Origin of the sequence: Streptomyces sp. NPDC012466 (genome assembly GCF_042955215.1) — a bacterium.
Taxonomy (GTDB): domain Bacteria; phylum Actinomycetota; class Actinomycetes; order Streptomycetales; family Streptomycetaceae; genus Streptomyces.
The window spans coordinates 102,875-121,992 of sequence record NZ_JBIBEQ010000006.1; the positions used below are offsets into that span (position 1 = coordinate 102,875).

The 19,118-nt window shown below is 71.8% G+C and carries 14 protein-coding genes and 1 pseudogene; 8 read left to right on the top strand and 7 right to left on the bottom strand.

All coding sequences use genetic code 11. The annotated features are described in order from the left end of the window. Window positions 1-31: 31 nt before the first annotated feature. The 3 genes from ACFY9E_RS22520 to ACFY9E_RS22530 form a co-directional block, all read right to left on the bottom strand. Window positions 32-673: a hypothetical protein gene (locus tag ACFY9E_RS22520; protein WP_390986873.1), complete on the bottom strand. Its 642-nt coding sequence runs from the start codon at window positions 671-673 to the stop codon at window positions 32-34. 185 nt (window positions 674-858) lie between these two features. Beyond that, the gene (locus ACFY9E_RS22525; protein WP_390986876.1) at window positions 859-1,602 is read right to left on the bottom strand and encodes an N-acetyltransferase; all 744 of its coding nucleotides are present in this window, start codon (window positions 1,600-1,602) and stop codon (window positions 859-861) included. A 62-nt stretch (window positions 1,603-1,664) separates the two neighbouring features. Next, window positions 1,665-2,441 (bottom strand): DUF1524 domain-containing protein, encoded by a 777-nt coding sequence (locus tag ACFY9E_RS22530; protein ID WP_390986879.1) that lies wholly within the window; start codon window positions 2,439-2,441, stop codon window positions 1,665-1,667. 160 nt (window positions 2,442-2,601) lie between these two features. On the opposite strand from ACFY9E_RS22530, the gene ACFY9E_RS22535 reads away from it, so the two are divergent. After that, window positions 2,602-2,787 (top strand): Rv0909 family putative TA system antitoxin, encoded by a 186-nt coding sequence (locus tag ACFY9E_RS22535; protein WP_390986880.1) that lies wholly within the window; start codon window positions 2,602-2,604, stop codon window positions 2,785-2,787. Window positions 2,788-2,894: 107 nt separating this feature from the next. Here the strand turns inward: ACFY9E_RS22535 and ACFY9E_RS22540 are convergent, their stop codons facing one another. Continuing rightward, on the bottom strand, window positions 2,895-3,809 hold the full coding sequence (locus ACFY9E_RS22540; RefSeq protein WP_390986882.1) for a hypothetical protein: 915 nt from the start codon (window positions 3,807-3,809) through the stop codon (window positions 2,895-2,897). A 135-nt stretch (window positions 3,810-3,944) separates the two neighbouring features. On the opposite strand from ACFY9E_RS22540, the gene ACFY9E_RS22545 reads away from it, so the two are divergent. From ACFY9E_RS22545 to ACFY9E_RS22555, 3 genes and pseudogenes are all read left to right on the top strand, one after another. Further along, window positions 3,945-4,547 carry a WHG domain-containing protein gene (locus ACFY9E_RS22545; protein ID WP_390986885.1) on the top strand — a complete coding sequence of 201 codons (603 nt, stop codon included), beginning with the start codon at window positions 3,945-3,947 and terminating at the stop codon, window positions 4,545-4,547. A gap of 62 nt (window positions 4,548-4,609) precedes the next feature. Beyond that, window positions 4,610-5,395, top strand: a complete 786-nt coding sequence (locus ACFY9E_RS22550; protein ID WP_390986887.1) for an SDR family oxidoreductase — start codon at window positions 4,610-4,612, stop codon at window positions 5,393-5,395. Window positions 5,396-5,442: 47 nt separating this feature from the next. Further along, a pseudogene (locus tag ACFY9E_RS22555) lies at window positions 5,443-5,811 on the top strand (MerR family transcriptional regulator); the annotation flags it as partial. Window positions 5,812-6,216: 405 nt separating this feature from the next. Here the strand turns inward: ACFY9E_RS22555 and mfd are convergent. From mfd to ACFY9E_RS22570, 3 genes are all read right to left on the bottom strand, one after another. Next, window positions 6,217-9,750, bottom strand: a complete 3,534-nt coding sequence (gene mfd, locus ACFY9E_RS22560) for a transcription-repair coupling factor (protein ID WP_390986890.1) — start codon at window positions 9,748-9,750, stop codon at window positions 6,217-6,219. Between the two features lie 773 nt (window positions 9,751-10,523). Beyond that, window positions 10,524-13,103, bottom strand: a complete 2,580-nt coding sequence (locus ACFY9E_RS22565; protein WP_390986892.1) for an FtsX-like permease family protein — start codon at window positions 13,101-13,103, stop codon at window positions 10,524-10,526. Beyond that, complete coding sequence (locus ACFY9E_RS22570) at window positions 13,100-13,888, bottom strand: ABC transporter ATP-binding protein (RefSeq protein WP_361303535.1); 789 nt, start codon at window positions 13,886-13,888, stop codon at window positions 13,100-13,102. Before ACFY9E_RS22570 ends, ACFY9E_RS22565 begins: the two co-directional genes overlap by 4 nt. 471 nt (window positions 13,889-14,359) lie before the next feature. Here ACFY9E_RS22570 and ACFY9E_RS22575 point away from each other — a divergent pair, with 471 nt between their 5' ends. The 4 genes from ACFY9E_RS22575 (at window position 14,360) to ACFY9E_RS22590 (ending at window position 18,603) form a co-directional block, all read left to right on the top strand. After that, window positions 14,360-15,853 (top strand): MFS transporter, encoded by a 1,494-nt coding sequence (locus ACFY9E_RS22575; RefSeq protein ID WP_390986894.1) that lies wholly within the window; start codon window positions 14,360-14,362, stop codon window positions 15,851-15,853. A 20-nt stretch (window positions 15,854-15,873) separates the two neighbouring features. Next, window positions 15,874-16,362, top strand: a complete 489-nt coding sequence (locus tag ACFY9E_RS22580) for a GNAT family N-acetyltransferase (protein ID WP_390986897.1) — start codon at window positions 15,874-15,876, stop codon at window positions 16,360-16,362. Window positions 16,363-16,537: 175 nt separating this feature from the next. Then, window positions 16,538-16,993, top strand: a complete 456-nt coding sequence (locus ACFY9E_RS22585) for a DUF485 domain-containing protein (RefSeq protein WP_390986900.1) — start codon at window positions 16,538-16,540, stop codon at window positions 16,991-16,993. Beyond that, the gene (locus ACFY9E_RS22590) at window positions 16,990-18,603 is read left to right on the top strand and encodes a cation acetate symporter (protein WP_390986902.1); all 1,614 of its coding nucleotides are present in this window, start codon (window positions 16,990-16,992) and stop codon (window positions 18,601-18,603) included. The genes ACFY9E_RS22585 and ACFY9E_RS22590 overlap by 4 nt, the downstream gene beginning before the upstream one ends. Window positions 18,604-19,118: the final 515 nt, after the last annotated feature.

The following is a 19,118-nucleotide window of genomic DNA, read 5'->3' on the forward strand; positions in this document are numbered from 1 at the left end:
CGGCCCGCGACGACACGTCCTGCCGCCGCGGTCACCTTCCGCCCTCGTGCCCGTCGTTGCTCCCGCCTTCGTGCCGGCGCAGGTAGTCGCTGAGCTCGTCGAGTTCGGCGCGGACCTGGTCGATGCGGGCCGGGGCGGGGGGCTGGGGGGACGGGGGCGGCTGGATCGGGCCCGGGACCCCCGGTGTGGCGTCGTGGGGTGCGGGTGTGTGCGGCACGGGCGTGTGAGGCACGGGGTGCTGCGGGACGGGCGTGGAGTGCGGGGCGTAGGGCGGTGCCGGGTGCGGATAGCCGTAGGGGGTGTTCACGACGGTGGGGGCGTGGGGCGAGGCGTAACCGGCGGCCTGCCGCTGCACGCCGTGGTGGGCGATGTCCACGACGAGGAAGTAGACGGCCGCGGCCACTCCGATGAGAAGGATCACCGCCAGCGCGATGTCGGTCCGGTAGTCGTCCTCCGGCAGTGAGCCGATCACGGCGAAGCCCGCGATGGACAGCGGCAGGCTCACCCACGCCAACGCCCAGTCGAGGGCCCGCCCGCGCAGGACGGCCACCCGGAACAGCGGTACGCAGGCCAGCACGCCGCACGTGAGGAAACCGGCAGCGGCGAACAGCACGCGCAGGGAGATGACCGTTGCCGCGCTGCGGGGAGGCGGCGCCGCGCCGTGGCCGTACATGACTGCTCCTGGACCGGTGGGGCCGATGGGGACGGACGTGCGAGTGACAGACCCTGTTGGGGAATCCGAGCGTATAGCCCGACACGGACAACCGGTCACGGGTTGTACCGAACCGTTGTCATGCTGATCACTTCGCGTGTACGGCCCCTCCCCGAGCCGCTCGCGGCCCAGCCGTCCGCCGCGCCCTACAGGGGGTGCCGCATCCACACGTTGGGCTCGACGTAGACGGCGTATCCGCGCTCCACGTCGCAGCGCACCGGCACGAGACCGCCCGGCACCGCTATCTCGCCGTCCGTGTCGAAGGGCAGGCCCGTCCAGCGGCGCCAGTCCGCGAGCGGGGCGGCCACCGTCATGGACGCCGGTGCCACCGAGTCGATGACGGCACCGGCCCGGGCGTGGACGCGCAGCCACGGGTCCTGGGGCAGCCCGTCGGGGCGGACGCGGCGGGCGTACTCCTCCATCGGCGTATGCGGTTCGAGGTGCTTGGCGTTGGGGCGGACCGGGGCGACGACCTCACGGAAGCCACGAGCCCGGGCGTTGTCACGCATGGCCGAGAGCATCAATCCGGACAAGCCGCGGCCCTGGGCGTGCGGGGCGACGGAGACCGAGATGGCGCTGACGGTGTCGGGCCGCACGCCGCGCCGCAGATCGGAGAAGGCCCATACGAGCACCGCGTCCCAGCCGTTGGCGGGCAGCCCGCCGCGGTGCTCGGCGCCGAGGGCAAAGGGCACGCTGTAGGCGTTCGCCACGATCTCGCCCTGCTCGTCCTCGGCGAAGAGGACGTACTCCGGCAGTTCGGCGGCGATCCGCGGGAAGTGGGCGGCGCCCACGAGGTCCTGGATCACGAACTCCGGCCAGCTGTCCGCCATCCCGACGACGCGCTCCAGCATGTCCGGACGGTCGGCGAGGCTTGCTGTCTTCGGCTGCATGTGATCACGCTAGGCGTGGGTGCCAAGATCCGGAACCGAATTACCGTCGCCGGGCAAGGGGCTCATCCGCCGCACTGCTTGAGCATCATCTCCTTGTCGGCGGCCGTCACGGGGAGTTCGTACTTCAGCGACACCTGGGCGAAGCGCACCGCGTAGGCGCAGCGGATCCGTTTGTTCGGCGGCAGCCAGGACGCCGGGCCGGAGTCCCCCTTCGAGCCGTTGGTCGGTCCGTCCACCGGGACGAGGTTGAGCGGGTCGTTGGCGATGGACTCCCGCTTGTCCTTCGTCCAGCGCGATGCGCCCATCTGCCAGTCGTACGACAGCGGCATGACGTGGTCTATCTGGACCTTGATCGCACGGGACTTGGTCCACTCGATGACCTTCCCGGTGTACGGGTCGTGCAGCGTCAGCGAGGTGACGATGCAGTCGGACCCCGTCCGGAAGCGCAGGTCCTCCCCGTCTCGTTTCAGGAGGTCGTTCCGCGAGTCGCAGCCGTTGTGGGAGAAGGGGACGTCGCGTGGTGCGGAGTCCATCCAGGCGTAGCCGAACTTGTCCCGTTCGTAGCCCGTCCTGGGGCCGCGTCCCTTCGTCACCACCTTCTCGATGAGGGCACGCGCCCTCTCCTTGTCCGCGTCGGAACTGATGGGCGCCAGCCCGGGTTTCGTGCCGTCCGGGTTGTCCAGCGGGTTCACGGCCCGCCCGTCACCGGCGGCCGGGACGCCGGAACCGGAGGGTCCGTCGCCGTCGGCGGGCGGGGCCAGGCCCTCGCAGCCGGCCAGCGCCGAACCGGTGAACACCATCGCGACGGCCAGTGCGGCCCCGCCCCTCAGACGCGTCACCGCGCCCCTCCTCTGTTTGCCTGTTCCGCTCCGGCACGGGCGGCCCGTGCCGGGTCCCACGGTAGCGACGAAGAGGTTCAGACCACATCGGGCCTCACTGCGCATTCTTCGCATCTCGCGCGTATCGTCGGTTCTGAGTCGCCTCCGGAGGGAGCTTCGCATGGGCATCTTCGACAAGTTCAAGAGCCAGGCGCGGAACAAGGGCAAGCAAGGCTCTGACAGCGCGGAACAGCGGGCCAACGAGAGGACCGGCGGCACGTACGAGGACCAGGTCGACTCCGGTCGGCAGCGCGTCGAGGGCTCGCTGGGCATGGACCGCGACCGTGACCGGCCCGAACAGCAGTAGGCCCCCGACTCACGGGCCGCCCGCGGAGATTCGGACGCATCTCCTGCGGGTGGCTTCCTGCGTCTGAGCTCCGCCGCTCCCAGTAACGTCGCCAGGCCCCCTTCCGGTCAGACCTTGCCTATGCCCAGCGTCGTTTCCGAGGGCAGCAGGCCCGACGCCAGGACCGCGACCCAGAAGTCGCCCAGCAGCTCCGCCAGCCGGTCGACGCGGGCCGGGCCGAGGGACTGCCAGGGCCCGGCGGCCAGTTGGTCGGTGTGCCGCTCGACACGGCGGCGAAGAGCGCGGCCCGCCTCCGTGGCCGTGCCGTCCCCGTGGATGAGGCCCCTGACGGCCAGTCGGTCGCGTGCGGCCGCCCACTCCTCGAGGCTCCAGCCACGACTCTCGAAGCGTTCCACCGACGCGGCGCCTATCGCGGCGAAGGAGACGAGCGACTCCGCGGGGTCGAGGTCCGCCATGAGCAGGGCCGCGAGGTGACCGTCGCCGCGGTGCTCGCGCAGGATCGTCGCCGCGTGCCACAGCTGAAGGTGCGGGGCCTGCGGCCAGTCGAGCGCTGCGTTGGCCGCGGCCAGCGGACGGGCGGCCGGGTCGGCGGCCTCTGCCGCGCGCCGGGCGAGCGCGGCGGCCTCCACCAGCTCCGGACCGGCCACCCGGTCGCCGAACAGGGCGCGGTAGGCCCTGTCGACCGCCCGCGCCCTCGCCTCGATCACCGCGGCGGGGCTCGCCACCCGCCACGCCGGTTCGACGTACTCGGCGACCATGCGGGGACTGAAGCTGTAGAAGGCCGAGGCCACCCGCTGCGGTCCGGCCTCCCCCAACGGCGCCGCGCGATACGGGAAGTAACTGGGCCAGCGCTCCCCCGTGTCGTACCCGAGGGCGGCCGCTTCCTCGAACGCCTCCGGCGCGTAGTACAGCACCGCGTGCAAAGGCTCCAGCAGGTGCCACATCTGTCGCACGCGAGCCGGCTCCACGACCGCCTCCCGCACCCTGGCGCCCTCGTCGACCTCACCGAGCTGTTCCGACATGGCGTACCTCCACTCGCGCCCGACCCCCGCGGCCCGCGGTCGCACCACCTCCGACCGCGCACAACTTGACACTGACAAGATTGCACGGACGGACCCCAACTTGTCAATGACAAGATTCGGCGTACGCTCCTGCCCATGAGCTCCAGCAAGACGGCGGCGAACGACAGGACTCCCGCCGACCGCCCGTACCACCACGGTGACCTGCGCCGCGCCATCCTCACCGCCGCCCTCGACGTCATCGCCGCGGACGGGCCGTCCGCGCTGAGTCTGCGCGACCTCGCCCGCCGCGCCGGCGTCTCGCACGCCGCGCCCGCCCACCACTTCAAGGACCGCGCCGGGCTGCTCACGGCGATCGCCGCCGAGGGCTTCGGCCTGCTCGCGACCACGCTCAGGGAGGCGGCGGACCTGAAGGAGGCGGGTGTGCGCTACGTGCGTTTCGCGCGGGAGCATCCGGCGCATTTCCAGGTGATGTTCGCGCCCGAGCTGCTGCGCGAGGGCGACCTGGAACTGGCCACCGCCCGTGCCCTCGCCTCGGACGCCCTGCGCGACGCCGTCACCGCCGTGCCGCCGGAGGGCCGCGGCACCGACGCCCGGCTGGCCGGTGTCGCCGCCTGGTCCCTGGCCCACGGCTTCGCCACGCTGCTCCTCAGCCACAACCTCGACGGCCCGGTGGGCGATCAGGACCCCGAGGAGGTGTTCCGCGGACTGGCGGCGATGCTGTTCCGCCCGGCGGAGTAACGGCGCCCCGCACGGGGGACCGCTTGACCTTGACACCGACGTCAGGGTCGGACGATCCCCGCATGGCATCCCCGCATCCGAAGAACAGGCAGCAGACCGCGCGGACGACCCCGCGCACCGTGCTCGTGACCGGCGCCGGTACCGGCATAGGCCGTGCCACCGCCCACGCGTTCGCCGACGAGGGCGCACACGTGGTGGCGGTGGGCCGCCGTGAGGCACCCCTCGTCGAGACCGCCGGTCATGACCCGTCCCGTATCAGCGTGCTCGCCGCCGACCTCACGGCCGCCGACGGCCCCGAGACCGTCGTCCGTACGGCACTCGACCGGCACGGGCGCATCGACGTGCTGGTGAACAACGCCGGCATCGTCAACACGCAGTCGCTGCGCACCTACACGCCCACCGCTGTCGGGCCTCTGCTCGCGACGAACCTCCTCGCCCCCGTCCTGCTCACCCAGGCCGCGCTGCCGGCGCTGGAGGACAGCCGCGGTGTCATCGTGAACGTGACGACGTCGGTGGGGCAGCGCGGCTGGCCCGGCAACTCCCTGTACGCGGCCGGGAAGGCGGCTCTGGAGGTGCTCACCCGCAGTTGGGCGGTGGAGCTCGCGCCGCTCGGGATCCGGGTCGCCGCCGTGGCCCCGGGCGCGATCGACACGCCCATCGGTGAACACGCGGGCCACACCCCCGAGCAGCGGGCCGCGATCCGCGCGTGGCAGCTCGACCACACGCCGCTCGGCCGGGTCGGCCGCCCCGAGGAGGTGGCGTGGGCGATCGCCCGACTGGCGTCGCCGCAAGCCTCGTTCATCACCGGCGTGATCCTCCCGGTGGACGGCGGCGCGGTCGTCGCATGAGACTGACGCGCATGGCTGAACCTCGTACGCGCCGGGCGGCGCCCCGTATGCGGATCGGCGAACTCGCCGAGGCGACCGGCACGACGCCGCGTGCCCTGCGCCACTACGAGCAGGCGGGGCTCATCGCCTCCGAGCGGGCCGCGAACGGCTATCGCCTGTACGACGCCGGTACGGCCGTGCGCGTCCGCAACATCCGGCAGTTGCTCGATGTGGGGCTGACGCTCGACGACGCCCAGGTGTTCCTGCCGTGCCTGGACGGCGATGTCACGGCCGGTCCCGCCTCCGAGAAGGGCCTCCGGGTGGCCGCCGACCGTCTCGCGGTGCTGGAGGCCCGTATCGCGGCGCAGATGGCGGTCCGCGACCGGCTGGCGTCGGCACTGCGGGAGGCCACGGCCACAGCCGTACGACCGGCGGCGGCCCGGCATGAGCCCGGCGCGCCGTCTGTGCAAACGGCGGCGGACCGGCACGAGCCCGGCGCGCCGTCTGTGCAAACGGCGGCGGACCGGCACGAGCCCGGCGCGCCGCCCGTACGACCGCCGAGGGACCGGCACCGGAGCACCGGCGTGCCCGTACAACCGGCGACGGACCGGCACCAAACCGTCGTCGACCCGCCCGCACCACCGGCTACGAGCCGGCACCAGAGCACCGGCGCGCCCCTACAACCGGCGGCAGCCCGGCACCAAACCGTCGACCCGCCCGCACCACCGGCTACGAGCCGGCACCAGAGCACCGGCGCGCAACTACAACCGGCGACGGACCGGCACCCGGCCACCGGCGGGCGCGTACAGCCGGTGGCCTGACGGGGTTCGGCCGATGTGGTGTCAGGAGCCCAGGACCGAGGTGAGGAACTCCCCGACCCATGCCAGCAGTTCCCGCCCGACCAGCGGCTTCCCGCCCACCTTCGCGGTCTTCGGGCGCGGTACCAGCACCTGGTGTGCCGCCGGCTTGATGACGACCCCGGGGTACAGCCGCTTGAGCCGCAGCTCCTGCGACTCGCGCAACTCCACCGGTGCGAACCGGATGTTGTTGCCCTGCAGCACGATCTCGCCGACACCGCAGGCCCGCGCGAACATACGCAGGCCCGCGACGAGCAGCAGGTTCTCCACCGGCTCGGGCAGCTTGCCGTAGCGGTCGACGAGTTCCTCGCGGACCGCCTTGATGTCCTCCTCCGAGTTGGCGGAGGCGATGGCGCGGTACGCCTGGAGGCGGAGCCGCTCGCCCGGCGCGTAGTCGTGCGGGACGTGCGCGTCGACGGGCAGCTCGATCTTGACCTCGAGCGCCGGCTCCTCCTCGATCTCGCCGGTCTCCAGCTGGCGCCGGTAGTCGGCGACGGCCTCGCCGACCATGCGCACGTACAGGTCGAAGCCGACGCCCGCGATGTGGCCCGACTGCTCACCGCCGAGGAGGTTGCCCGCGCCGCGGATCTCCAGGTCCTTCATGGCGACGTACATACCGGCGCCCATCTCCGTGTGCTGGGCGATGGTCGCGAGCCGCTCGTGCGCGGTCTCGGTCAGCGGCTTCTCCGGCGGGTAGAGGAAGTAGGCGTAGCCGCGCTCCCGGCCACGTCCCACCCGGCCGCGCAGCTGGTGCAGCTGGGACAGGCCGAAGTTGTCGCCGCGCTCCACGATCAGGGTGTTGGCGTTGGAGATGTCGATGCCGGACTCCACGATCGTCGTGGACACCAGCACGTCGAACTTCTTCTCCCAGAAGTCGACGACGACCTGCTCCAGCGCCGCCTCCGACATCTGCCCGTGGGCGGTGGCGATCCGCGCCTCGGGGACGATCTCGCGCAGCCGGGCGGCGGCCCGGTCGATCGACTCGACGCGGTTGTGGATGTAGAAGACCTGGCCCTCGCGCAGCAGCTCGCGGCGGATCGCGGCGCCGATCTGCTTCTCCTCGTAGGGGCCGACGAAGGTGAGCACCGGGTGGCGTTCCTCCGGCGGGGTGGTGATCGTGGACATCTCGCGGATGCCGGTGACCGCCATTTCCAGCGTCCTGGGGATCGGGGTCGCGGACATCGTCAGCACGTCGACATTGGCGCGGAGCTTCTTCAGCTGCTCCTTGTGCTCGACGCCGAAGCGCTGCTCCTCGTCGACGATGACCAGGCCCAGGTCCTTGAACTTCGTCTCGGACGAGAACAGCCGGTGCGTGCCGATCACGATGTCGACCGAGCCCTCGCGCAGGCCCTCCAGGGTCGCCTTGGCCTCGGTGTCGGTCTGGAAGCGGGACAGGGCCTTCACGCTCACCGGGAACTGCGTGTACCGCTCGCTGAACGTGCCGAAGTGCTGCTGCACCAGGAGGGTCGTGGGCACCAGGACGGCCACCTGCTTGCCGTCCTGGACGGCCTTGAAGGCGGCGCGGACCGCGATCTCGGTCTTGCCGTAGCCGACGTCGCCGCAGATGAGGCGGTCCATGGGGACCGTCTTCTCCATGTCCTCCTTGACCTCGGCGATCGTGGTGAGCTGGTCGGGCGTCTCCGCGTAGGGGAAGGCGTCCTCCAGTTCGCGCTGCCAGGGGGTGTCCGCGCCGAAGGCGTGCCCGGGGGCGGCCATGCGCGCGCTGTACAGCTTGATCAGGTCGGCCGCGATCTCCTTGACGGCCTTCTTCGCGCGGGCCTTCGTCTTCGTCCAGTCGGCGCCGCCGAGGCGGTGCAGGGTGGGGGCCTCGCCGCCGACGTACTTGGTGATCTGCTCCAGCTGGTCGGTGGGGATGTAGAGGCGGTCGCCGGGCTGGCCGCGCTTGGCGGGGGCGTACTCGACGACCAGGTACTCGCGGGTCGCGCCCTGCACGGTGCGCTGCACCATCTCGATGTAGCGGCCCACGCCGTGCTGCTCGTGGACGATGTAGTCGCCCGCCTCCAGGGTGAGCGGGTCGATGGTCTTGCGGCGGCGCGCCGGCATCCGGGCGCCCTCGCGGCCGGACGCCTTCTGCCCCGACAAATCCGTCTCGGTCAGGACGGCGAGTCTGAGGGCCGAGTCGACGAAGCCGTGCTCGATCGAGCCGCACGCCACGTGCACGACGGACGGGGAGATCTCGCCGAGGTCGGAATCGAGGCGGGCCGCGATGCCCTCGCCACCGAGCACCTCGACGGTACGGGCGGCCGGGCCGTGGCCCTCGGTGACGAACACCGCGCGCCAGCCGTCGGCGAGCCAGCCCTTGGTGTCGGCGAGGGCCTTGGCGGTGTCGCCGCGGTAGGTCTCCGGGGCGTGCATGCCGAGCTTCAGGGTGTCCGCGTCGAGCTCTTCGTCCGCGGCGAACGGCGACACCGACCACCACATCATGTCCAGCTCGCGGGCCCGGTCCCGGACGTCCGCGATGGACCACAGGGAGGCCGCGCCGACGTCGATGGGGGCCTCGCCGCCGCCCGCGGTGGCCGCCCAGGAGGCCTGGAGGAACTCCTGGGAGGTGGCCACCAGGTCCGACGCGCGTGTGCGGACCCGCTCCGGGTCGCACACCACGGCCATGGCGCCCTTGGGCAGCACGTCGAGCAGCAGCTCCATGTCGTCGACCAGGACCGGAGCGAGGGACTCCATGCCCTCGACGGCGATGCCCTCGGCGATCTTGCCGAGGAGTTCACCCAGCTCGGGGTGCTGTTCGGCCAGGGCACGCGCACGGGCGCGGACGTCGTCGGTGAGCAACAGCTCGCGGCACGGCGGCGCCCACAGGCCGTGCTGGGCGACTTCGAGGGAGCGCTGGTCGGCGACCTTGAAGTAGCGGATCTCCTCGACGTCGTCGCCCCAGAACTCGACGCGCAGGGGGTGCTCCTCGGTGGGCGGGAAGACGTCGAGGATGCCGCCGCGCACGGCGAACTCGCCGCGCTTCTCGACGAGCTCCACGCGCGCGTAGGCGGCTGCCGCGAGGGCTTCGACGATCTCGTTGAGGTCGGTGCTCTGCCCGGTCCTCAGGGAGACCGGCTCCAGGTCGCCGAGGCCCTTGACCTGCGGCTGGAGCACGGACCGGACGGGCGCCACGACGACCGAGACGGGGCCGGTCTCGGGGTCGTCGGGGCGGGGGTGGGCCAGGCGGCGCAGCACGGCCAGGCGGCGGCCGACGGTGTCGCTGCGGGGGCTGAGCCGCTCGTGCGGCAGCGTCTCCCAGGACGGGTACTCCACGACTCCCTCCGGCGGGAGCAGGGAGCGCAGGGCCGCGGCCAGGTCCTCCGCCTCGCGGCCCGTCGCCGTGACCGCAAGCACCGGGCGGCCCGTGTCGCGGGCCAGGGCGGCGACCGCGAAGGGGCGCGCGGCCGGGGGGCCGACCAGGTCGACGTGCATGCGGTTGCCGTCGGCAGCCGCCCTGATCGCTTCTGCGAGGGCAGCATCCTTGACTACGGCGTCGAGCAGACCGTGCAGGCTCATGGGGGCTTTTTCCGTCCAGGGGTGGGCAACACGACGGGCCCGACGCGCGCCGCGGGCCGGGGGGTCTCCAGCGTACGACGATGCGCGCCCGCACGGCGGGCCTGTGGATAACGCCCGTTCTCCAAGGGCCGGCTCCGGCGGCTGCGGGGGGGCGGTGGCGCCCGGCGTCTGCGCCCGGGTGCCGCGTCTCCGCACTGAGTGCGGCTCCTTGGGCAAGCGGGCGGGGTGGGCCCGGTGGGGAGGGGTGCGGAGAACCCGCGGCCGGACAGCATCAGTGCGGCCGGACAGCGAGGGGCACCGAATCCGGCCGGTGCGCGGAGAGGCGCGGAGATCCCGAGCGGCCGGACAGCGAACGGCAGCGAGTCCGGCCGGTGCGGAGATCCGTGCGGCCGGACAGCGAACGGCAGAGAGTCGCTGGGCCCATCGTCCATCGCTGGGCGGCTCCTCCCGTTGGACCACAGGCGGTCGAGCCGGGCGGCACGTCAACGGTGCCCCCGGACGGGCACCGGGCCGGGCGGCACGTCAACGGTGCCCCCCGGCGGGCACCGAGCCGGGCGGCACGTCAACGGTGCCCCCGGACGGGCACCGGGCCCGGCGGCACGTCAGTACGACCACCCGGCAGGCGAAGGAGCCCGGGTGGCGCCGAGCCGGAGTGGGCGCCCACCGCCGGAGGCAAGCCGCGGGCCCGCCCCCGAGGTGGGTACCTCCGGGGCGGGCCCATCCCCCGCAACCCCCGTGTGCGGTGGTTCTCGGGCGGCGGTCGCAGCGGTCGGCTACTCCGTCGCGATCGCGTTCAGGACGTTCATCCGGCCCGCCCGGAACGCCGGGATCAGTGCCGCGAACAGGCCCACGAACGCCGAGCTGATGAAGACCCCGATGATCGTCGGCCAGGGGATGTCCAGGACCATCAGGCCCTCCAGGGCGAGCAGCTGCTGTGCCGTGGCGCCCCAGCCCATGCCCAGTCCGAGGCCCAGCAGGGCGCCGAAGAGGGCGATGACGACCGACTCCATGCGGATCATGCGGCGCAGCTGGCGGCGGGAGAGGCCGATCGCCCGCATCAGGCCGATCTCCCTGGTGCGCTCCACCACCGACAGGGCCAGGGTGTTCACCACGCCCAGGATGGCGACGATGATCGCCAGGGCCAGCAGGCCGTAGATCATGTTGAGCAGCTGGCCGATCTGGTCCTTCAGGGCGTCCTTGTAGTCGGTCTGGTCGCGCACGGTGTACTGCGGGTAGTCGTGCAGGGCCGACTTCAGGGACTTGTAGGCGGCGTCCTGCTGCCCTTCCTTGGCGCTGGCGAAGACCAGCGAGTCCAGGGGCATCTTGTCCGCCGGGACGTGCTTGGCCATCGTCGAGATGGACGTGTACATCGCGCCCGCGTCGATCACGACGTCGCTGCTGGTGATGGCCCGGACGGTCAGGTCGGCCGCGGAGCCGTCCTTGAAGGCGACCTTGATCTTGGAACCGAGGCTGATGCCGTGGTCCTCGGCGAACTTCTCGTGGACCGACATCGAGTCGGGCTTGTAGGCGTCGGGGAGCTTGCCGGCGACCGTCTCGGTGCGCAGGTCGGTGGCGTACGACGGGTCGGCCGCCGTGATCGCCGTGTCCTTGAGCGTCTTGCCGTCAGGGGTGGTGAAGTCGGCTTTGGTCCACTTGTACTCGGTGACCCGCGCCAGGCCGGGCGAGGACTTCACGGCCTCGACCGCCTGCGGGCTGACCAGCTGGCCGCTGTCGGACTGGATGATGAAGTCCGTGCCGACGGTCTTGTCGAGCTGGTCGGTGGCGGACGCCACCATGGAGGAGCCGACCACGGACAGGCACGCCACCAGGGCGAGGCCGATCATCAGGGCGGCGCCGGTCGCGCCGGTGCGGCGCGGGTTGCGCAGGGCGTTGCGCTCGGCCATGCGGCCTACGGGTCCGAACATGCGGAGCAGGACGGCGCCGAGGACGCGGACCACGGCACCGGCGAGCAGCGGGCCGATGACGACGAAGCCGATCAGCGACAGCACCACGCCGAGGCCGAGCCACAGGGAGCCGTCCTTGGCCTTGTCGGCCTCCGACGCCAGGTAGAGGGCGAGGCCGCCGGTGCCGGTGAGGACCGTGCCGATCGCGGCGCGGATCCAGCCTGCCTTGGCGTCGGCGGGAGCTCCCGCGTCGCGCAGTGCGGCCATCGGGGAGATCTTGCCGGCGCGCCGGGCGGGCAGGTAGGCGGCCAGCACGGTGACGATCACGCCGAGGACGAGGCCGACCACCGGGGTCGTCCAGGCCACCGTGAGGTCGTCGGTGGACAGTTCCATGTCCATCAGGCCCATGAGCTTCATCAGGCCGATCGCGAGGCCGACGCCCGCGCCGACACCGAGCACCGAGCCGACGACACCGAGCAGCAGTGCCTCGGCCAGCACGGAGCGGTTGACCTGCTTGCGGGAGGAGCCGATGGCCCGCATCAGGCCGATCTCCCGGGTGCGCTGGGCGACCAGCATGGAGAAGGTGTTGATGATCAGGAAGATGCCGACGAGGAAGGCGATCCCGGCGAAGCCGAGCATCGCGTACTTCATGACGTTCATGAAGCCCGCGACGTCCTTCTGGTTGGCGTCGGCGGTCTCCTTGGCCGTCTTCACCTGGAAGTCGCCGCCGAGTGCGGCCGTGACGTTCTTCTTCAGTTGTGCGTCGCTGACGCCGGCGGCCGCGGTGACGTTGACGTTGGTGTAGACGTCGCTCTCGCCGACCAGGGACTGCTGAGCCGTCTTGGTGTCGAGGTAGAAGATCGCGGCGCCGGGGTTGGTGACGGTGAAGTCGGCGATGCCGGAGATCTTCGCGTTGTGGTTGCCGACGGCGGTGAGCACGCCGATCTCGTCGCCGAGCTTCAGGTCGTGCTTGTCGGCGGTGTCGGCGTCGACCATGATCTGGTCCGGGCCCTTGGGCGCCGCACCGGAGGTGATCTTCATGGTGCGGGCCTCGTTGGCGTTCCAGCTGCCGACGATGGTCGGGGCGCCGCTGGAGGGCGACAGGCTGTCCTTGTCGGCGTCGACGACGGTCACCGAGGTGGAGAACACCGTGCCCTCGGCGGACTTCACGCCCTGTGCCTTGCGGACCTCGCCCAGCACGGAGGCCGGCATGACCGGCGGCTTGCCGTTGTCGGCGGTCGTCTCGCCGGTGTCGGAGGCGCCCTTGGCGCTCACCGTCACGTCGGAGGAGGTGGCCGCGAAGAGCTTGTCGAAGGTGGTGGACATGGTGTCCGTGAAGACGAGCGTGCCGCAGACGAAGGCCACCGACAGCAGGACGGCGATCGCCGACAGGGCCATGCGTCCCTTGTGCGCGAGGAAGTTGCGCATGGAGGTCTTCATGACGGTCATGACGTGCGCCCCCGGGCGTCGAAGTCCTTCATGCGGTCCAGGACGGCCTCCGCGGTCGGCTTGAACATCTCGTCGACGATGCGGCCGTCGGCGAGGTACAGCACACGGTCCGCGTAGCTGGCGGCGACCGGGTCGTGGGTGACCATGACGATGGTCTGGCCCAGTTCGTCGACGGACCGGCGCAGGAAGCCGAGGACCTCGGCGCCGGCGCGGGAGTCGAGGTTGCCGGTCGGCTCGTCGCCGAAGATGATCTCGGGCCGGGCCGCCAGCGCCCGCGCCACGGCGACACGCTGCTGCTGGCCGCCGGAGAGCTGGGTGGGCCGGTGCTTGAGGCGGTCGGCGAGCCCGACGGTCTCCACGACCCGCGTCAGCCACTGCTGGTCGGGCTTGCGGCCCGCGATGTCCATGGGCAGCGTGATGTTCTCTATGGCGTTCAGCGTCGGCAGCAGGTTGAACGCCTGGAAGATGAACCCGATCCGGTCCCGGCGCAGCCGCGTGAGCTTCTTGTCCTTCAGACCGGTGATCTCGGTCTCGTCGAGGTAGATCTGGCCGCTCGTCACGGTGTCGAGCCCGGCCAGGCAGTGCATCAGGGTGGACTTGCCGGACCCCGAGGGGCCCATGATCGCGGTGAACTGGCCGCGTGCGATGTCCACGTCGACGTGATCGAGGGCGACGACACGGGTCTCACCGGATCCGTACGCCTTCACGACCTGCCGCGCCCGCGCGGCAACGGCCGTACGCCCTCCAGTGCCCCCGTGCCTGGGAATGGTTACAGCCGATGTCACGGTATGTCTCCTATATCGGTCAGCAGATGGTGAAGGCGGTCGCCTGGTCGACAGCCGTGGTGCGCCTCGCCGGACCGTGCGGTCCGTCCGGTGCGTTTCAGTCTCGCGGCGGGGAGGGGTCGAGCGCCCTGGTGTTCAGCGCAGTCTTTTACTGTGGAAAACCCCACCCCCGCGGTGTGCGGCACCGCCCCCCGGCGGCGTAAAGCCAGGTTAAGGAAGGGGCCCTGCCCGTCTCGTCCTCCGTCGGTACGAACCCTCCCCAGGTCGTAGTACGGAGGTACCCCTAGGGGCAGTCCACCGAAGGGTGGAGACCGTCTCAGGGTTCGCTCCGCCCGTCGGCCCACTCAGCCTCCACCCTCCCGCGACGTCAGGGTCAAGTGGGAAGCTGTCCGCGGCAGGTAGATGCAAGGGGCAGACACAAGTGACGGGACCCGGGGCGCGGGTGCGGCCGGGCGAGGGGGAGGCACCGGGGTGGGCAGCACCAGTTCCGCGGCACGCGAGGCCGCACGTCCCGCCACGACCGGCCGGCGCGGAGCCGTCGTGGCGGCACTGATGCTCTCGATGGCGCTGGCCGCCCTCGACGCCACCATCGTCTCGACCGCCGTCCCGCAGATCGTCGGGGACCTCGGCGGTTTCTCCGTCTTCTCCTGGCTCTTCTCCGGCTACCTGCTGGCCGTGACCGTCACCCTGCCCGTGTACGGCAAGCTCTCCGACACCTTCGGCCGCAAACCGGTCCTCATCGCGGGCTCGGTGGTCTTCCTCCTCGGGTCCGCGCTGTGTGCGCTGGCCTGGAACATGGGGGCGCTCATCGCCTTCCGCGTCGTGCAGGGCCTGGGCGGCGGCGCGCTCCAGGGCACGGTGCAGACGCTCGCCGCCGACCTGTATCCGCTGAAGGACCGCCCCAAGATCCAGTCGAAGCTGTCCACGGTGTGGGCGGTGTCCGCGGTCGCCGGCCCCGGACTCGGCGGGGTGCTCGCCGCGTACGCGGACTGGCGCTGGATCTTCCTGATCAATCTGCCGATCGGCGCGGTCGCGCTGTGGCTGATCGTCCGTCACCTCCACGAGCCGGAGCGGGAAGCCACCACGCACGCGCGCGTGGACTGGGCGGGCGCGCTCGCGGTGTTCGCCTGCGGCGGTGTTCTGCTCACGGCCCTCGTGCAGGGCGGGGTGGCGTGGGCGTGGCTGTCGGCGCCCTCCCTGGGGCTGTTCGGCGCGGGACTCGCCCTGGTCGCGGTCGTGGTGCTGGTGGAGCGCCGGGCCGCGGAGCCGATCATCCCCGGCTGGGTGTGGCGGCGCCGTACGATCGCCGCGGTCAATCTGGCCCTGGGCGCGCTGGGTCTGCTGATGGTCGCGCCGTCGGTCTTCCTGCCCACCTACGCCCAGTCGGTGCTGGGCCTCGCGCCCGTGGCCGCCGGATTCGTGCTGTCCGTGTGGACGTTGAGCTGGCCGGTGTCGGCGGCGCTGAGCCAGCACGTGTACCGCAGGATCGGCTTCCGCGACACGGCGATGCTGGGCATCGGCACGGCCGCGCTGATCCTGTTCGCGTTCCCCTTCCTGCCGTACCCCGGGCAGGCGTGGCAGCCGACGCTGCTGATGCTGCTGCTCGGCGCCGCGCTGGGCCTGTTCCAACTGCCGCTCATCGTCGGTGTGCAGTCGACGGTGGGATGGGCGGAGCGGGGTACGACGACCGCGTCCGTGCTGTTCTGCCGCCAGAGCGGCCAGACGATCGGCGCGGCGGTGTTCGGCGCGGTCGCCAACGGGGTGCTGGCCGCGCGGCTCGGCGGCGCGGGCGACCTGGACTCGGTGACGCGGGCGCTCGATGCGGGCACCGCGCCGGAGGCGACCAGGCGGGCGATCGCCGACGCCGTGCACGCGGTCTATCTGGGCGCGGCGTGTGCGGCGGCCCTGGCGTTCCTGGTGCTGCTGTTCCTCGCGCCCCGGAAATTCCCGGTGCTCAAGGACTGATCGTCCGTATCCTCACGCTCATGGTGACCTTGGAGCCCCTCCGGGCCGACCACGCGGACGCGCTGCTGGCCTTCGAGCGGGAGAACCGGGCGTACTTCGCGCGCACGGTGCCGGACCGCGGGGACGCCTTCTTCACTCCTGAGGGTTTCGCCGCACGCCTCAGGGCGCTCCTCGACGAGCAGCACGCGCGCGTGTGCCGCTTCCACGTGATCCTCGGGGAGGAGGGCGACCTGATCGGCCGGGTGAATCTGATGGACCTGGTGGACGGCAGCGCCGAACTCGGCTACCGCGTCGGCGAACGCGCCGCCGGCCGGGGTGTGGCGACGGCGGCCGTCGCGCACGTGTGCCGGCTGGCTGTCACCGACTACGGCCTGACGTCCCTCACCGCGGTCACGACCCTGGACAACCCCGCTTCCATGAGGGTCCTGGCCCGCAGCGGCTTCACGCGGGCGGGGGACACGACGGTGGACGGCCGGCCGGGAGTGCGCTACGAGCGCCGGCTCGTGTGAGGAATCCGGGTTAACGCGGGTAACACCCGAGGTCGGCAAGGTAAGCGCATACCGACCGATCAGTTTGCGGAAACCCTCGCGCCGAACCCGTGCTCCGAAGTAGCGTGCGTGGCTCCCGCCCCCCACCTCCCTGCGGTCCGCCGCACCGGATCCCACCCTCGCAAGGAGCACCGGGATGTCCTACGACCCGTCCCCGTCGCACCCATACCGACCACCCGGTCCGTCACCGTCCCACGAGCCGTACACCTACACGTACGACACCTACCCCTGGGCACCGCAGGAGGCGCCCGAACCGGCCGGCCGGCGTCCCCAGCGCCATGCCGCGCTCGGGCAGCACAGCGATCTGCGCGTTCTGCGCAGCGCCTACCGCTGGCAGCGGCGCGTGGCCACGCTCACGGCGCTCGGCTACTTCCTTCTGTTCCTCGTCCTGTCGGCGTTCGCACCGTCGTTCATGACGAGCACCGTCACCGACGGCCTGCCCACCGGCCTGCTCCTCGCGCTCATCCAGGTCCCCGTGACCTGGCTGGCGATCGCCCTGTACGAGCAGACGGCCCGCCGCCGCGTCGACCCGATCGCGGACCGGATCCGCAGGCATGCCGAGCTGGACGCCAAGCGGGAGGGAACACGGTGACCACCGAATTCAGCGGCAACGCCCAGGCGATGTCCCTCGTCGGCTTCTCCGCCGTCGCCACGATCACGCTGCTGCTGTGCGTGATGACGGGCCCGGACCGGGACGACCTGGACGAGTTCTACACCGGCTACAGCTCGCTGTCCCCCATGCGCAACGGCCTGGCCATCGCCGGCGACTACATCTCCGCCGCGACCGTCCTGGGCACCGGCGGCGTCATCGCGCTGTTCGGCTACGACGGGATCGTGCTGGCGCTGAGCACGGCCCTGTCGCTGATGCTGCTGATGTTCCTGCTGGCCGAACCGCTGCGCAACGCGGGCCGATTCACCATGGGCGACGCGCTGACCCGCCGGATGCCGGGACGCGGCGTCCGTATCGCGGCCTGCGCGGTCACCCTGGCGGCGCTGCTGCCGCTGATGCTGGTCCAGTTGGCGGGGACCGGGCAGTTGATGGCGTTCATCCTCGGCTTCTCCGGCGAGTCGTTGCAGACGGGCTGCATCATCGGCGTCGGCGCGCTGATGATCAGCTACGCGGCGATCGGCGGGATGAAGGGCACCGCCCTCATCCAGATCCTGAAGATCGTGATGCTGCTCGGCTCCGGCATGGTGGTCGCGGTGCTGATCCTGAACCGGTTCGACTGGGATCCGGGGGCGCTGTTCGACGCGGCCGCCGACAACAGCGGCGTGGGCTCGGCCTTCCTCTCCTCGGGGCTGCAGTTCACGGGCGGACCCAGCCCCGATCTGGACATGATCACCGCGCAGCTCACGGTGGTCCTCGGCGGTGGCGTCCTGCCGCACGTCACCATGCGCATGTACACGGCCTCCAGCGCCCGGCAGGTGCGGCGTTCGATGTCTTGGGCGGTGTCGGGCGTGGCCCTGTTCGTGCTCGTCATCACCGTCGTCGGCTTCGGCGCGACCGCGCTGGTCGGGCGGGAGCTGATCGCACAGGTCGACCCGCAGGGCAACACGGCCTATCTGCTGGGATCGCAGGCGGCGTTCGGGGCGGACGTGTCGTCGGCGGAGACGTTCCTGTTCACGACCGTCACCACGGCGGTCTTCCTCACGCTGCTCGCCTCCGTCGCCGGCATGATCCTGGCCTGCGCCAACTCCCTCGCGCACGACGTGTTCGCGGCCCGGGTGCAGGAGATGTCGCCGCGCCGCGAGATGACGGTGGCACGGCTGTCGGCGCTGGGCGTGGGCATCCCCGCGATCCTGCTCGCCACGCAGGTCCAGCACCGCAGCCTGCAGCCGCTGGTGACACTGTCCTTCTGCCTGGGCGCCTCGGCCATCGCGCCCGCCCTGGTCTACAGCCTGTTCTGGCGCCGCTTCACACGAACCGGCCTGCTCAGCACGCTCATCGGCGGCTCCCTGGCGGTACTGCTGCTGATGCCGGGCACCAACCTGGTCTCCGGCTCGCCCGTCTCGGCCTTCCCCGAGGCCGACTTCAACTGGTTCCCGTTCACCACCACGGGCCTGCTCTCCATCCCCCTGGGCTTCGCCTGCGGCTGGCTCGGCACGATGGCCTCCGGCCGCCGCAAGTCGGAGGAACAACGCCACCAGTACGAGGCGGTGGAGGGCTGGATCCTGGCGGGCGCGGTCCGCAGGGACCACTGACGCGCACGGCACGGCACGGCAGCCGATGGCGGCTTGCCGTGCCGCCGGGCACAGGGGGCGGCGGGTCGGCTGGGACGGGGCTCGGGCCGGGCGCCCCGCCGCGCGGCGCGGCCACGGTGCGGGCGCGCTCGCCCGCCGACGACCGGAACGGCGGCCGGGACCCACCTCAGGACCGCGCGACCGACCGAGACCGCCGCCGGGCGCGGCCACGCCGGGCTTGCGTACGCCCGCGTGCACTCGCGCAGCCGGTGGGAGACGCACGGCCAAGACCGCCGCCCGGCGTGGACTCGCCCCGCATGCCTGGCCCGCGCGGCCGGTGGGAGACGCACGGCCAAGACCGCCGCCCTGCGTGCCAGCGCCCGCGCAGCAGGTGGGAGACGCCATCGGTCTCGTCACACACCGCGGGCAGGGCCCGCCGACGGTGTCACTCCGACGCCACCCGCCCCGCCCAGTCCGTCAGGCCGGCGTGGACACGGTCGATGTGAGCCCGGGCGCGGACACGCCCGGCTGCGCGT

Excerpts from the sequence above, each read along its gene's own strand:
- ACFY9E_RS22585 (WP_390986900.1), top strand. The coding sequence starts at position 16,538 with ATGTCCTACGACCCGTCCCCGTCGCACCCATACCGACCACCCGGTCCG.
- ACFY9E_RS22550 (WP_390986887.1), top strand. The coding sequence starts at position 4,610 with ATGGCATCCCCGCATCCGAAGAACAGGCAGCAGACCGCGCGGACGACC.
- ACFY9E_RS22580 (WP_390986897.1), top strand. The coding sequence starts at position 15,874 with ATGGTGACCTTGGAGCCCCTCCGGGCCGACCACGCGGACGCGCTGCTG.
- ACFY9E_RS22565 (WP_390986892.1), bottom strand. The coding sequence starts at position 13,103 with ATGACCGTCATGAAGACCTCCATGCGCAACTTCCTCGCGCACAAGGGA.
- ACFY9E_RS22540 (WP_390986882.1), bottom strand. The coding sequence starts at position 3,809 with ATGTCGGAACAGCTCGGTGAGGTCGACGAGGGCGCCAGGGTGCGGGAG.
- ACFY9E_RS22545 (WP_390986885.1), top strand. The coding sequence starts at position 3,945 with ATGAGCTCCAGCAAGACGGCGGCGAACGACAGGACTCCCGCCGACCGC.
- mfd (WP_390986890.1), bottom strand. The coding sequence starts at position 9,750 with ATGAGCCTGCACGGTCTGCTCGACGCCGTAGTCAAGGATGCTGCCCTC.
- ACFY9E_RS22520 (WP_390986873.1), bottom strand. The coding sequence starts at position 673 with ATGTACGGCCACGGCGCGGCGCCGCCTCCCCGCAGCGCGGCAACGGTC.
- ACFY9E_RS22525 (WP_390986876.1), bottom strand. The coding sequence starts at position 1,602 with ATGCAGCCGAAGACAGCAAGCCTCGCCGACCGTCCGGACATGCTGGAG.
- ACFY9E_RS22535 (WP_390986880.1), top strand. The coding sequence starts at position 2,602 with ATGGGCATCTTCGACAAGTTCAAGAGCCAGGCGCGGAACAAGGGCAAG.